This window comes from Bradyrhizobium diversitatis, from assembly GCF_016031635.1.
Lineage (GTDB): Bacteria > Pseudomonadota > Alphaproteobacteria > Rhizobiales > Xanthobacteraceae > Bradyrhizobium > Bradyrhizobium diversitatis.
Window position 1 is genome coordinate 13,623 of record NZ_JACEGD010000030.1, and the last position, 13,184, is coordinate 26,806.

Below are 13,184 nucleotides of genomic sequence, written 5' to 3' on the forward strand. Positions count from 1 at the left end.
GAAAATCAGGCCATGACCGATATTTCCGCTCCCATCAAACAGGACGTGATGACGAACGAGGCGCATTCCCCTGGTCTCGCGCTTCGGTCGCTCGTGATCGGCCTCACCGCCTTCCTGACCGTCGTCGACCTTTTCGCGACGCAGGCGATCCTGCCCTCGCTGACGCGGCACTACGGCGTCACACCCGCAGCGATGGGCTTTGCCGTCAATGCCAGCACCTTCGGCATGGCGGTCGCAGGTCTCGTCGTCGGCTTCTTCAGCCCGCATATCGACCGGCGAACGGGCATCCTGCTCGGCCTGGCACTTCTTGCGATTCCCACCGGCCTGCTGGCGTCCGCGCCAAATCTTGCCGTCTTCACCGTCCTGCGCGTCGCGCAGGGCCTGTGCATGGCGGCCGCCTTCGCGCTCACCCTCGCTTATCTCGGCGAGCAATGCAGTGCCAAGGACGCCGGCAGTGCGTTTGCCGCCTACATCACCGGCAATGTCGCCAGCAACCTTGTCGGCCGGCTGATCTCGGCGGCCGTGGCCGATAGCCTCGGACTCGCCTGGAACTTCTACTTCTTCGCAGCGCTGAACCTGGCCGGCGCGTTACTGGTCTATTTCACCATCCAGCGCGTGCGGCCGATGCATGCGATGATGCCGGCGGCTTCGCCGGTCTCCGCCACCATCGCGCATTGGCGCGATCGACGGCTGCGGGCCGCTTTCGGCATCGGCTTCTGCATCCTGTTCGCCTTCATCGGCATCTTCACCTTCGTCAATTTCGTGCTGGTGCGGCCACCGCTGTCGCTGGGCATGATGGATCTGGGCCTCGTCTATTTCGTCTTCCTGCCGTCGGTCGTCACGACGCTGCTGGCCGGCAAGGTGGCCGCGCGGCTGGGAACGCGCCCCACCATCTGGAGCGCGCTCGCTGTCGCCGGGCTGGGCCTGCCCTTGATGCTGGCGCCGCATCTGGGCGCGGTGCTCGCCGGCATGGTTCTGGTCGGCATCGGCACATTCTTCGCGCAGGCCGCCGCGACGGGCTTCGTCGGACAGGCCGCAACCGACAACCGCGGCATCGCCAGCGGGACCTATCTTGCGTGTTATTTCTGCGGCGGGCTCGTCGGCACGGCCGTGCTCGGCCGGCTGTTCGATGCTCTCGGCTGGCAGGCCTGCGTCGCCGGTGTGGGCGTGGCGCTCGCGCTGGCCGCCCTGCTCACCGTCGACCTGAAGCGCTAACGCGCGATGCGATTGGGATGAATCGTCATCGCGCTTTAGGTTGTTGTTTAAGCATGATCTTTTCGGAAAACCGCTGCGCTCCGGATCATGCTTTAACGCTCGACCGGGGCCTCCTGCGGCGGCTCGTCGTCGGCGATGGCGCGCCAGGCGGCACCGTCGAGATCGTCGTACTGGCCGCTGCGCAGCGACCAGAGGAAGGCGACGAGACCGGCACCTCCGAGCATCAAAGCCAGCGGGACCAGGATGACGAGGATCTCCATCACACGATCTCCCGCGAGGTGCTGCGGGCACGCAGCGAATTCAGCATGACCAGGATCGAGGATCCGCTCATGGCCGCTGCCGCGATCAGAGGCGTCACGATGCCGCTGATCGCGACCGGAACGGCAAGCACGTTGTAGCCGATCGCAAGCCAGAGGTTCTGCCGCATCAGGTGCAGCGCCTTGCGCGAAGCATCGATCGCGGCAACCACGGGGGCGAGCGGCCGGCCGAGGAAGACGAGATCGGCGGTGGCCTGGCTGAGATGCGCGGCCGAGATCGGCGACATCGACACATGGGCCGCCGCCAATGACGGCGCATCGTTCATGCCGTCACCGACCATCAGCACCTTGGCGCCGCGCTGCTTCAGCTCTTCGATCCGCGCGATCTTGTCGGCTGGCGTGACGCCGGCGCGCCACTCGGGCATAGCGAGCGCCTGCGCCGCAGCCTTCACCGCCGGCTCGCGGTCGCCGGACAGGATCTCGATGCCGATGTTGCGCGCCTTCAGGGCCGCGACCACGGCCTGCGCATCCGGACGCAGGCCCTGGCGTACCGAGAGGACGAATTTCTCGCTGCCCTTGCTGAAAGCGACGACGGAGGCTTCGGGATCGAGCGTGGCGCCGCCGACCAGCGTCTCGGCACCGCAGTAGGACGGACGGCCGAGGCGAAGCTCGACGCCGTCCACGGTCGCGCGGACGCCCTGCCCGGGTTCTTCGACCGCGCCGACGATCGGAGACTTCGCATCGGCAGCCTGAGCGACGGCGGCGGCGACCGGATGATGGCTCGACAGCGCGAGCCGGCCGGCGAGCTCGAAGACGTCGGCGGGGATGTCGGCCGCATTCATCACTTCGAGATCAGGCAGCGTCAGCGTGCCGGTCTTGTCGAAGATGACATGGTCGGCTTCCGCCATCCGCTCGATCGCGTCCCCAGAATTCAGCAACACCCCGGACTTGAACATCGCGCCGGAGGCGATCGTCTGCACGGTCGGAATGGCAAGGCCCAGCGCACAGGGGCAGGTAATGATGAGGACGGCAACGCCGGTGACGATCGCATCATGCCAGCTCGCGCCGGCGATGACCCAGCCGAGGATGGTCAGTAGCGCGGTCGCATGCACCACCGGCGCGTACAGCCGCGAGGCGCGGTCGGCGAGCCGCATGTAGCGCGAGCGCGCCTGCAGCGCATTGTCCAACAGCCGCGTGATCTCGGCGAGCAGCGTCGCCTCCGAGGCGGCCGAGACCCGCACCCGCAGCGTGCCCGAGATGTTCATCGATCCCGCATAGACCGGCGTGCCCTGCTCCGCCGTGACATAGAGCGTCTCGCCGGTGATCAGGCTCTGGTCGATCTCGGAACGTCCCTCGATCACGGTGCCGTCGACCGCGCAGCGCTCGCCCGGCCGCAGCAGCACGATGTCGCCGGGATGGATGGCAGCTACCGGCACTTGCGAGATTTCGCCGGGGCCCACGAACTTCGCAGCCGTCTCCGCTTTCAGCGCCGCGAGATTGCCGGCGACCGCGCGGGTCCGCCGCCGCATGTTCTGGTCGAGGAAGCGGCCGACCAGGAGGAAGGTCAGCAGCATGATCGCGGCGTCGAAATAGGCGTGCTCGGCGTGGTGGATGGTCTCGACCACGGACATGCCGAGCGCCAGGATCACGCCGATCGAGATCGGCACGTCCATGTTGGTGGTCTTCGCCGACAGCGCGCGCCAGGCCGAGCGGAAGAACGGCTGGCCGGCATAGGCCGCCGCCGGCAATGCGATCAGCGCCGACAGCCAGTGGAAGAAGTCGCGCTGCTCCGGCAGCATGTCCGAGACGTTGCCCGACCATACCGGGATCGACAGCATCATCACGTTCATGGTGGCGAATGCCGCGACGCCGAGGCAGCGCAGCAGGAAACGCGATTCGGCGACCTCGGCCTCCTCCGCGCTTTCGGTCTCGAACGGATAGGCCTTGTAGCCGAGCTCCTCGAGTCGATCGATGAACCGGCCGGGATCGAGCGTGCCCGCCTTCCATTCCAGCGCGACGCGGCGGTCGGTGAGATTCACGCGCGCCAGCGTGACGTCGGGGATGGCGGACAGGCCGCGTTCGATCTTGGCCATGCACCCAGCGCAGTGAACGCCTTCGACCGCGAGATCGATGTGCTGGATGCCCTCACCCGCGTTTCGGACGTAGTGCGAGAAATCCCGCGTGACGTGCATGACGAAGTCCTTCAGTTCAGGATCACGCGGTTGCGCGACAGGAACACGCGTGTTCCTCGCGCCTCGCCCTCGATCACCAGGTCCCATTGGCCCGGCGCGACGGACGCGGCACCGCCGCGATAGAGACCGATGCCGGATTCGGTCAGCTCGACGGCGAGATCGGCACGCTTGTCGGTCGGCCGCTCCAGCCGGCCGCCGAACTTGAGCCCGGAGATCGGCTGGCCGCCGGCATCGCGGGCTTCGACCTGGACCGAGGCGCCGCCGTCGTTGCGGCGCTCGATATGGGCGTTGACCTTCCATTTGCGCGCGGCCTGGTCCTGCGCCGCCGAGATCTCGCGGTCATAGACGAGGCCCGCGGCGTAGGGGCTGTCGACGTCGGTGCCGGGCAGCGTCGCGATCGCGAGCTTCATCATGGTCCCGTTGACGCCGATCACGACGCCGAAGAAAGCGACCAGCATCAGCAAGACCTTGGTTCCGGTCAGAGGCTTGGAAGCCATGGCAGTCTCCTGATCCTTAAGGCGAGACGAAATTGTCGGTGGCGGATGCGACGACGCCGAGCCCGATGTCCGTGACGTGGAAGCGGACCGGAATCGACTTCTCCGGGTTGTTGTCGGCCGGCGCGGTGACGAGAAGGCGGAGCTCGCTCGTCGAGTCGCGCGGGATCACGATCATCGGCCGATCCGGGGTCACCGAATCGACGCCGACGACGTGAACGGTCGAATTGACCGGCCCGTCAGCGTCGATCGCGATGACGCGGTCATAGCCGCTCTTGTTGAGCAGCCGCACCGTGTAGGCGTTGCGGATCGAGCCGTCGCTGAGCTTGACCGCGACCGGATTGCGGTCGTGCAGCACGTTGACGTCGAGCAGGCTGCGGGTCGCGAGCGTGTAGATCATGATGCCGCCGACCGCCGCGATGATCGCGCTGTAGACGACGGTGCGGGCGCGGACGATGCGGTAGATCGGCGCCTTGCCTTCCTGGCGGCGGTGGATGTTGATGTCGTTGTCGTAGCCGATCAGGCGCTTCGGCCGGCCGATCTTCGCCATCACGTTGTCGCAGGCGTCGATGCAGAGCCCGCACTGGATGCATTCGAGCTGCGGTCCGTTGCGGATGTCGATGCCGGTCGGGCAGACCGCGACGCATTGGTAGCAGTCGACGCAATCGCCGACCTGCTGGCCGAGCGCGCGCAGCTCGGCTGCCTTCTTCACCGAAGTGCGCTTCTCGCCGCGATCGTAGCGATAGGTGACGTTGAGCGCCCATTCATCCGTGAGCGCGGCCTGAATGCGCGGCCACGGGCACATATAGGTGCAGACCTGCTCGCGCATGAAGCCGGCGAGGAGGTAGGTCGTCGCGGTGAGGATGCCGATCCAGACATAGGCGATCATCGGCGCCTGGAAGGTGACGAGCTCCTTCACCAAGGTCGGCGCGTCGCTGAAATAGAGCACCCAGGCGCCGCCGGTCCACCACGCGATCAAGATCCAGATCGAATGCTTGAGCACGATCTCGGAGATGCGCTCGAGCTTCAGCGGATCGGACGACTTGTCCTTCTTCATCCGCTCGCGCCGGTCGCCCTCGACCAGACGTTCGACGGCGTAGAACAGGTCGGTCCACACCGTCTGCGGACAGAGATAGCCGCACCAGATGCGGCCGCCGACCGAGTTCATCAGGAACAGCGCCACCGCGGCCACGATCAGCAGGCCGGTGAAGTAGTAGACCTCCTGCGGCCACAGCTCGATGAAGAAGAAATAGAAGCGGCTGTTGGGAAGATCGATCAGCACCGCCTGGCTGGGGGCGCCGAGGCCGCGATTCCAGCGTACGAACGGCAGGAAATAGTAGACGCCGAGGCAGACCGCCATCAGGGACCATTTGATCCGCCGAAACGTGCCCGAGACGCTCTGCGGGTAGACCTTCTTGCGGGCCGCATAGAGTGGCCCGCCGTCGTCCGCTGGCTTGAGTTCGTTCGGATTGACGGCCTTGTTCATCGCTGAATCTTTCAAGAGGTGCGATCAAACCTAGACCCGGCGCCGGCAAGGCCCTTGATCCAACGCAAACGGGGGCGCTTTTCTTCGCCCCCGCCTGAAGTCGTCGGTCGCGGATCGGCTATTTGCCGCCGCCGAGCGAGTGGACATAGACCGCCATCGCCTTGATGGTGGCGGGATCGAGCCGGCCTTCCCAGGCCGGCATCACGCCGGCGCGGCCCTGGCTGATGGTCTCGATCAGGCTCGCCTCGTCGGAGCCATAGAGCCAGATCTTGTCGGTCAGGTTCGGTGCGCCGAGCTCCAGGTTGCCCTTGCCGGCATCGCCGTGACAGGCGGCGCAATTCTCCGCAAAGATCTTCTGGCCCTTGGCGGCGTCGTAGCCGTTGCGGGTGGAAAGACCCGACAGCGACCGCACGTAATTGGCGACCGTGACGATCTCGTCGCCCTTCAGCACGCCGTCCTTGCCGAAGGCGAGCATCTGGCCCTCATGCGTCTTGGCATGGCCGGACCGTGCGCCGAACTGGATGGTCTGCATGATCTGGTCGAGCGTGCCGCCCCAAAGCCAGTCGTCGTCGTTCAGATTGGGATAGCCCTTGGCACCGGCGGCACCGGAGCCGTGACACGGCGCGCAATTGTCGCCGAACACGGTTTTGCCCTTGGCGCGGGCGAGCGCCAGCAGAGCCGGGTCCTTCTCGATGTCGACGAGCGAGGCCGCACCCAGCGCCACCATCTTGTCACCGCGGATCTTCTCGAGGTTGGCGAGTTCGACTGCGACGTCGGCGCGCGAGGAGTAGCCGAACACGCCGGTGGTGTTGCTGGAGATGAGCGGCCAGGCCGGATAGACGATCCAGTAGCCGATCGCCCAGACGATGGTGAGATAGAAGGTGATCACCCACCAGCGCGGCAGCGGCGTGTTGAGCTCCTTGATGCCGTCCCACTCGTGTCCGGTCGTGGACTTGCCGGAGACGGAATCGATGTCGCTAGAATGATCGGTCATGGTTCTCTACTCCTCCCGCAACGGCAGGTGCGCCGCTTTGTCGAACACAGCCTTGTTACGGGGCCAGAATGCGTAGGCGACGATCGCGAGAAAGATCGCGACGAACACCGGTGTCCAGATCGTCGTCACGAGATCGGACGCAAGATTATGGACGGTCAGGATGGCTTTCATCGTTCATGCCTTCTCAGCGAAGATTGGCTTTCTCGTTGTAGATCTTGAAGTCGACCAGCGTGCCGAGCATCTGCAGGTACGCGATCAGCGCGTCCATCTCCGTCGGCGTGCCGGTCTTGCCGTCGAAATTGCGCACGACGGCCTTGGCGTAGCGCTTGCCGAAGGCATCGGTGCCGGCGTTGTCCGGATCGGCCTGAGCCTTCAGGTCGGCGGCGGCGTTGGCAATCTGCTCGTCGCTGTAGGGGACGCCGACCGTCCTGAGCGTGCGCATGTCGCCGGCGATCGCATCCGGGTCGACCTCGACCCTGCTGAGGAACGGATAGCCCGGCATCACCGACTGCGGCACGATCGCGCGCGGGTTGGTCAGATGGGTCACGTGCCAGTCGTCGGAATATTTGGCGCCGACGCGGGCGAGGTCCGGACCGGTGCGCTTGGAGCCCCACTGGAACGGATGGTCGAACATGCTCTCGGCGGCGAGCGAGAAGTGGCCGTAGCGCTCGACCTCGTCACGCAGCGGCCGGACCATCTGCGAATGGCAGAGATAGCAGCCCTCGCGGACGTAGACGTTGCGTCCGGCGAGCTCCAGCGGCGTGTAGGGCCTGACCCCGTCGACCTTCTCGATCGTGCTCTTGAGGTAGAACAGCGGCGTGATCTCGACGAGTCCGCCGATCGCGATCACCAGCAGGATGCCGACGACCAGGATGATCGAGTTCTTTTCGAAGATTTGGTGGCGTGTCCAGAACGACATTTCTTTAGCTCCTCATTCCGCCGGCTGAAGAGCGACGGGCATCTGGGCTTCCTGTTCGCCGACGCGAACCGTCATCCAGAGATTGTAGGCCATGATCAGCGCGCCGATCAGGAACAGCCCGCCGCCGGCGGCGCGGATGATGTAGAAGGGATGCATCGCCTCGACGGTCTCGATGAAGGAATATTCGAGGAAGCCGAGCGAGGTGTAGGCACGCCACATCAGGCCCTGGAGGATGCCGGACACCCACATCGCCGAGATGTAGAGAACGATGCCGAGGGTCGCGATCCAGAAGTGCCAGTTGACGAGCTTCAGGCTGTAGAGGCCCTTGCGATTCCAGGCCCACGGCACCAGGCAGTAGAGCGCGCCGAAGGAGACGAAGCCGACCCAGCCGAGCGCGCCGGAGTGCACGTGACCGATGGTCCAGTCGGTGTAGTGGCTGAGCGAGTTGACCACCTTGATCGACATCATCGGGCCTTCGAAGGTCGACATGCCGTAGAAGGCGACGGAGACCACGAGCATGCGCAGCACGGGATCGGTGCGCAGCTTGTCCCAGGCGCCCGACAGCGTCATCAGGCCGTTGATCATGCCGCCCCAGGAGGGCATCCACAGCATGATCGAGAAGGTCATGCCCAGCGTCTGCGTCCAGTCGGGCAGCGCCGTGTAGTGCAGATGGTGCGGGCCGGCCCAGATGTAGAGGAAGATCAGCGCCCAGAAGTGGATGATCGAGAGCCGGTAGGAATAGATCGGCCGCTCGGCCCGCTTCGGGATGAAGTAGTACATGATGGCGAGGAAGCCGGCGGTCAGGAAGAAGCCGACCGCGTTGTGGCCGTACCACCACTGGAACATGGCGTCCTGGATGCCGCCCCAGGCGACGTAGGACTTCGAGCCGAACACCGAGACCGGAAGCGCGGGGTTGTTGCCGAGATGCAGGACCGCGATCGTCACGATGAAGGCGAGATAGAACCAGTTCGCAACGAAGATGTGCGGCTCCTTGCGCTTGAAGATGGTGGCAAGGAAGACCAGCAGATAGACGACCCAGACGATGGTCAGCCACAAGTCCGCGTACCATTCCGGCTCGGCATATTCCTTCGACTGGGTGACGCCGAGCAGATAGCCCGTGCCCGCGACCAGGATGAAGAAGTTGTAGCCCAGCACGACGAACCACGGCGCGAGGTCGCCGGCGAGGCGCGCGCGGCAGGACTTCTGCACCACGTAGAAGGAGGTCGCGACCAAGACGTTGCCGCCGAAGGCGAAGATCACGGCAGAGGTGTGCAGCGGCCGCAGGCGGCCGAAGCTGATCCAGGGCAGATCGAAGTTCAGCGCGGGCCAGGCCAGCTGCGAGGCGATGATGAGGCCGACGAGGAATCCGGCAATGCCCCAGAACATCGCCATGAAGGCGGAGAACTTGATCGGCCCCATGTTGTAGTTCGGGCGGCCGTTGATTTCCTGGGGCGGCAACGCCGCCGGCCGTTCGAAGTAGCGGTTGACGATGAAGAACACCGCAGCCAGGCTCGCCGCCGCGCTGAGCGCGGCGTGAAAGGCGAAGGGTGCATCGAGCGCCTTGGCCGAGGCGATCACGCAAAGAAAAGCGGTGACTGCGAACACGACAGCCAAGCCGCTTTCACCGATGGTCATGGATTTTGAGATGGAGGGCTGGCTCATGCGGATTCTCTCTGAAAGAACACAACGTCAGAAATCACATTCACCCTCGCGGGGAATTGATTGAAATCAAGCTGGCCTTGGAGGCGAGCCGTAGCGGACAAATATTTTCTGGGTTCCTCCGTATTTTTTCGGTGCGGCTAGTTGAAATGCCCTCTCCCCTTGTGGGAGAGGGCAGCAAGGACAGCGCGGCAAACTCGCTTGGGTGAGGGGTTGGTGCAGCAGGGAACGGTGTCTGTGTGGAGAGATACCCCTCGCTTCGCGCCACCTTCTCCCACAAGGGGAGAAGGAAAAAGGCGTCACGTCAGTCCCGCGCCGTCGCCTTGAGCGCCGCGATGACGTCCTCGCGGGCGATGATGCCGACCAGCTTCTGTGCACCGTCGAGCACGATGATGCTCCTGATGCGGTGCTCGACCATGATCTGGAGCACGCGTGTCAGCCGCGTGTCGGGGCTGACATAGATGAACTCGGGAGTCATGACGTCGCCGATCTTGCGTCTCATCAGGTCATCATAGCGCGGCAACATCTGGGTCGGCGTGAAGGCGAAGCACTTCAGGATGTCGAACTTGGTGACGATGCCGACCACCTGCCCGTCGTCTTCGACCGGATAGGAGTTGAAATCGTCGGTCTCGAACATCTCGCTAAGCTGGAACAAGTCGAGGCCGCGCTGCACCGTTTTGACGTTGCGCGTCATGTAGCCGTCGACAGTCTGTTCAAGAAATTTGTACATGACGCGTCCTCCTCGATTCGATGCTGACCGGCCGGCGGTCAGTGCGACAGCAGCACGCTCCGAGCGGTTTGCGTGACTAGATACTGGGAGACGCCCCCGAGGATCAGCTCACGAAATCTCGAATGACCATAGGCGCCCGCGACGATCAGGCCGGCGCCGACGTCGCCGGCGACCTTCTCCAGATGCGCCGCGGGGCTTTCGTCTCTTGCGGCCTCCGAGACGCGTGCGGTCGCGGTGACGCCGTAACGGCCGAGCCAGGCGGCGACGTCGATGACGCCGGCCATCACGGCCGAGCGGTCGTTGCCCTGCTCTGGAATTTCAACGATGGTGATGTCCGTCGCCTTGCGCAGCATCGGCAGCGCGTCGGTCACCGCCCGCCGCGCCTCCGGCGTATCCTTCCACGCCACCAACACGTTGCGCAGGTCGAGCCAGTTGACCCGATCGGGGACGACGAGAAGCGGACGGCCGGCCTGCAGCACCAGATCCTTGGGGCTTGCGAGCGAGAAAGCATCGGAGAAGGCCGGGCTCTGCCCTCCGCTGACGACGATGTCGGCGCAACGCGCCTGCGCCAGCACGAATCGCGTCGGAAAATCCATCGCGCTGCGCCACTCGACGTGTCCGCCGCGATTCTTCGTCGCTGCGCGGAATTGTGCTTCCAGGTCGGCCAGCCGTCGCTTGACCGAAGCTTCGCCCTCGTCGATCAGCGCCTGCGCCTCGGTGCCGTCGGTGAAATAGAGCGGCGGCGCGAACTGCGCTGCGGCGACCCCGACGATGGCAGCCTCGAAGCGCTCGGCGAGATCCCCCGCGACCTGAAGACGCGCTTCGTTGGGCTGATCGAGCGCCAAGCTGACCATGACGGTCGCGTATGTCATCGGGTATCTCCAGCATCACCAAATTTTTGCAAATCGTAAGCCTGCTGCCGCGCGGCAGGATGAGATAGATCAAACAGGCGCTTTCTGGCTCTCTCGCTGTTCAATGAGAGATACGACGGCGAATTCAACGTCCGCGCTTGCCTCTGGGCGAGCCTTGGGCGAAATTGCCGTAGCGGTAAAGGCATCCTGCCTGCCCGCTGAGAACAGGAGCAGAGCTTGGCGCCGACCCGCGTGACCCATCCGGCAGACGACAGTCGGGGCGAGCATTTCCGGGGCCGCATCGAGGGATTCGGGGTGGGCACCTGGGACCTCGATCTGAAGACGCGCGAGCTTGAATGGTCGGAGATGGCCAAGCGGCTGTTTGGCCTCGAGCGGGATCGGGCCGTCAGCTACGATCTCTTTCTGTCCCTGCTGGAGCCGAGCGACCGGGACAATTTCCTGAAGGCGATCGGGCGCACCTCGGAAGGCGGCGGGGAGCTTGATCTGTCCTTCAAGCTCGGCACCGCGTCCGGAAACGGTCAATGGATCCGGGCCAGGGCCGGCGTGATCCGGGACGATTCGGGCACGCCACGTCATCTCAGCGGGATATTCCTCGACATCAACGAGGAAAAGCAGCTCGAGGAGGCCCTGCGCTCCCAGGAGAATCATCTTCGCTCGATTCTCGAAACGGTGCCCGACGCCATGATCGTCATCGATTCGCGCGGCATCATGCAGCTCTTCAGCAGCGCCGCGGAGCGGCTGTTCGGCTACAGCAAGCAGGAAGCCATCGGCCGAAACGTGAGCATTCTCATGCCGGAGCCCGATCAGTCGCGTCATGACGGCTATCTCGCGCGCTATCTCCGGACGAATGATCCGCACATTATCGGCATCGGCCGGATCGTGACGGGCAAGCGCCGCGATGGCACGACTTTCCCGATGCACCTGTCCGTCGGGCAGACGCAACGCGCGGGCGAGCCCTATTTCACCGGCTTCGTGCGCGACCTCACCGAGCACCAGCAGACCCAGGCGCGGCTCCAGGAGCTGCAAGCCGAGCTCGTGCACGTGTCGCGGTTGACCGCAATGGGCGAAATGGCTTCCGCGCTCGCCCACGAGCTCAACCAGCCGCTGGCGGCGATCAGCAACTACATGAAGGGATCGCGGCGCCTCCTCGCCGGCAGCAGCGATCCCAACTCGCCGAAGGTCGAAAGCGCGCTCGATCGGGCGGCGGAGCAGGCCTTGCGCGCCGGCCAGATCATCCGGCGCCTGCGCGACTTCGTCTCCCGCGGCGAATCGGAGAAGCGGGTCGAGAGCCTGTCGAAGCTGATCGAGGAAGCCGGCGCGCTCGGGCTCGCCGGCGCGCGCGAGCAGAACGTGCAGCTCCGCTTCAGCCTCGATCCCGGCGCCGATCTCGTCCTCGCCGACCGGGTGCAGATTCAGCAGGTGCTGGTAAACCTGTTCCGCAACGCGCTCGAGGCCATGGCGCAGTCGCCGCGGCGCGAGCTCGTCGTCGCCAACACCCGCGTCGGCGACGACATGATCGAGGTGGAGGTCTCAGACACAGGCATCGGCTTCCGGGACGACGTCATTCCAAACCTGTTCCAGACCTTCTTCACCACCAAAGACACCGGCATGGGCGTGGGACTGTCCATCAGCCGTTCGATCATCGAGGCTCACGGCGGCCGCATGTGGGCCGAGAGCAACGCGGCGGGCGGAGCGACATTCCGCTTCACCTTGCCGGCAACCGACGAGAGCTGAATCATGACGACCAAGGGACATGTCTATGTCATCGACGACGATGCAGCGATGCGGGACTCGTTGGATTTCCTGCTGGATTCCGCCGGTTTCGACGTCACCCTGTTCGACGACGCCCTCGCCTTTCTCGAAGCCCTGCCCGGCCTCGCCTCCGGCTGCGTCGTCTCCGACGTGCGCATGCCCGGGCTCGACGGGATCGAGCTGCTGAAGCGGATGAAGGCGCAGCAGAGCCCCTTCCCGATCGTGATCATGACCGGTCATGGCGACGTGCCGCTCGCGGTCGAAGCCATGAAGCTCGGGGCGGTCGATTTCCTGGAAAAGCCGTTCGATGACGACCGTCTCACCGCCATGATCGACTCGGCCATCCGCCAGGCCGAGCCTGCCGCCAAGAACGAAGCCGTCGCGCAGGACATCGCTGCCCGCGTCGCGTCCTTGAGTCCCAGGGAGCGCCAGGTCATGGAAGGGCTGATCGCGGGCCTCTCCAACAAGCTGATCGCCCGCGAATACGACATCAGCCCGCGCACCATCGAGGTCTACCGGGCCAACGTCATGACCAAGATGCAGGCGAGCAGCCTCTCCGAACTGGTCCGGCTGGCGATGCGTGCCGGCATGCTCAACGATTGAGGCAGGTCAAG

General features: G+C 64.8%; 13 protein-coding genes. 3 read left to right on the plus strand and 10 right to left on the minus strand.

Annotated elements, in window-relative coordinates; all coding sequences use genetic code 11:
* Positions 1–12: 12 nt before the first annotated feature.
* Positions 13–1,215: an MFS transporter gene (locus H1B27_RS28330; protein ID WP_197968347.1), complete on the plus strand. Its 1,203-nt coding sequence runs from the start codon at positions 13–15 to the stop codon at positions 1,213–1,215.
* A 92-nt stretch (positions 1,216–1,307) separates the two neighbouring features.
* On the opposite strand, the gene ccoS is transcribed toward H1B27_RS28330, so the two are convergent.
* From ccoS to H1B27_RS28380, 10 genes are all read right to left on the minus strand, one after another.
* Complete coding sequence (ccoS, locus tag H1B27_RS28335; RefSeq protein ID WP_061878267.1) at positions 1,308–1,475, minus strand: cbb3-type cytochrome oxidase assembly protein CcoS; 168 nt, start codon at positions 1,473–1,475, stop codon at positions 1,308–1,310.
* Entirely contained in the window at positions 1,475–3,664 is a 2,190-nt protein-coding gene (locus H1B27_RS28340) for a cation-translocating P-type ATPase (RefSeq protein ID WP_061878268.1), read from the minus strand. The genes ccoS and H1B27_RS28340 overlap by 1 nt, the downstream gene beginning before the upstream one ends.
* An 11-nt stretch (positions 3,665–3,675) precedes the next feature.
* Positions 3,676–4,161 carry a FixH family protein gene (locus H1B27_RS28345; RefSeq protein WP_197968348.1) on the minus strand — a complete coding sequence of 162 codons (486 nt, stop codon included), beginning with the start codon at positions 4,159–4,161 and terminating at the stop codon, positions 3,676–3,678.
* A 16-nt stretch (positions 4,162–4,177) separates the two neighbouring features.
* The gene (gene ccoG / locus H1B27_RS28350; protein ID WP_061878270.1) at positions 4,178–5,644 is read right to left on the minus strand and encodes a cytochrome c oxidase accessory protein CcoG; all 1,467 of its coding nucleotides are present in this window, start codon (positions 5,642–5,644) and stop codon (positions 4,178–4,180) included.
* 118 nt (positions 5,645–5,762) lie between these two features.
* On the minus strand, positions 5,763–6,638 hold the full coding sequence (ccoP, locus tag H1B27_RS28355) for a cytochrome-c oxidase, cbb3-type subunit III (protein WP_061878271.1): 876 nt from the start codon (positions 6,636–6,638) through the stop codon (positions 5,763–5,765).
* 6 nt (positions 6,639–6,644) lie between these two features.
* Entirely contained in the window at positions 6,645–6,809 is a 165-nt protein-coding gene (locus tag H1B27_RS28360; RefSeq protein ID WP_028179361.1) for a cbb3-type cytochrome oxidase subunit 3, read from the minus strand.
* Between the two features lie 13 nt (positions 6,810–6,822).
* Positions 6,823–7,557, minus strand: coding sequence for a cytochrome-c oxidase, cbb3-type subunit II (ccoO, locus tag H1B27_RS28365; protein ID WP_061878272.1), 735 nt, complete (start codon positions 7,555–7,557; stop codon positions 6,823–6,825).
* Between the two features lie 12 nt (positions 7,558–7,569).
* Positions 7,570–9,219 (minus strand): cytochrome-c oxidase, cbb3-type subunit I, encoded by a 1,650-nt coding sequence (gene ccoN, locus H1B27_RS28370; RefSeq protein ID WP_061878273.1) that lies wholly within the window; start codon positions 9,217–9,219, stop codon positions 7,570–7,572.
* 301 nt (positions 9,220–9,520) lie between these two features.
* Complete coding sequence (locus tag H1B27_RS28375; protein ID WP_028179364.1) at positions 9,521–9,946, minus strand: CBS domain-containing protein; 426 nt, start codon at positions 9,944–9,946, stop codon at positions 9,521–9,523.
* Between the two features lie 38 nt (positions 9,947–9,984).
* Positions 9,985–10,818 carry a universal stress protein gene (locus tag H1B27_RS28380; protein ID WP_061878274.1) on the minus strand — a complete coding sequence of 278 codons (834 nt, stop codon included), beginning with the start codon at positions 10,816–10,818 and terminating at the stop codon, positions 9,985–9,987.
* A gap of 216 nt (positions 10,819–11,034) precedes the next feature.
* Here H1B27_RS28380 and fixL point away from each other — a divergent pair, with 216 nt between their 5' ends.
* Both fixL and fixJ read left to right on the plus strand, forming a co-directional pair.
* Entirely contained in the window at positions 11,035–12,552 is a 1,518-nt protein-coding gene (fixL, locus tag H1B27_RS28385; RefSeq protein WP_082821969.1) for a sensor protein FixL, read from the plus strand.
* A 3-nt stretch (positions 12,553–12,555) separates the two neighbouring features.
* A complete protein-coding gene (gene fixJ / locus H1B27_RS28390) occupies positions 12,556–13,173 on the plus strand; it encodes a response regulator FixJ (RefSeq protein WP_197968349.1) in 618 nt (205 codons plus the stop codon).
* Positions 13,174–13,184 lie beyond the last annotated feature (11 nt).

What these genes read in the sequence shown, in the direction of transcription:
- H1B27_RS28360 (WP_028179361.1), bottom strand. Translation starts at nt 6,809, where the DNA reads ATGAAAGCCATCCTGACCGTCCATAATCTTGCGTCCGATCTCGTGACG.
- H1B27_RS28380 (WP_061878274.1), bottom strand. Translation starts at nt 10,818, where the DNA reads ATGACATACGCGACCGTCATGGTCAGCTTGGCGCTCGATCAGCCCAAC.
- H1B27_RS28340 (WP_061878268.1), bottom strand. Translation starts at nt 3,664, where the DNA reads ATGCACGTCACGCGGGATTTCTCGCACTACGTCCGAAACGCGGGTGAG.
- fixJ (WP_197968349.1), top strand. Translation starts at nt 12,556, where the DNA reads ATGACGACCAAGGGACATGTCTATGTCATCGACGACGATGCAGCGATG.
- H1B27_RS28375 (WP_028179364.1), bottom strand. Translation starts at nt 9,946, where the DNA reads ATGTACAAATTTCTTGAACAGACTGTCGACGGCTACATGACGCGCAAC.
- ccoS (WP_061878267.1), bottom strand. Translation starts at nt 1,475, where the DNA reads ATGGAGATCCTCGTCATCCTGGTCCCGCTGGCTTTGATGCTCGGAGGT.
- ccoP (WP_061878271.1), bottom strand. Translation starts at nt 6,638, where the DNA reads ATGACCGATCATTCTAGCGACATCGATTCCGTCTCCGGCAAGTCCACG.
- H1B27_RS28345 (WP_197968348.1), bottom strand. Translation starts at nt 4,161, where the DNA reads ATGGCTTCCAAGCCTCTGACCGGAACCAAGGTCTTGCTGATGCTGGTC.
- H1B27_RS28330 (WP_197968347.1), top strand. Translation starts at nt 13, where the DNA reads ATGACCGATATTTCCGCTCCCATCAAACAGGACGTGATGACGAACGAG.
- ccoO (WP_061878272.1), bottom strand. Translation starts at nt 7,557, where the DNA reads ATGTCGTTCTGGACACGCCACCAAATCTTCGAAAAGAACTCGATCATC.
- ccoG (WP_061878270.1), bottom strand. Translation starts at nt 5,644, where the DNA reads ATGAACAAGGCCGTCAATCCGAACGAACTCAAGCCAGCGGACGACGGC.
- ccoN (WP_061878273.1), bottom strand. Translation starts at nt 9,219, where the DNA reads ATGAGCCAGCCCTCCATCTCAAAATCCATGACCATCGGTGAAAGCGGC.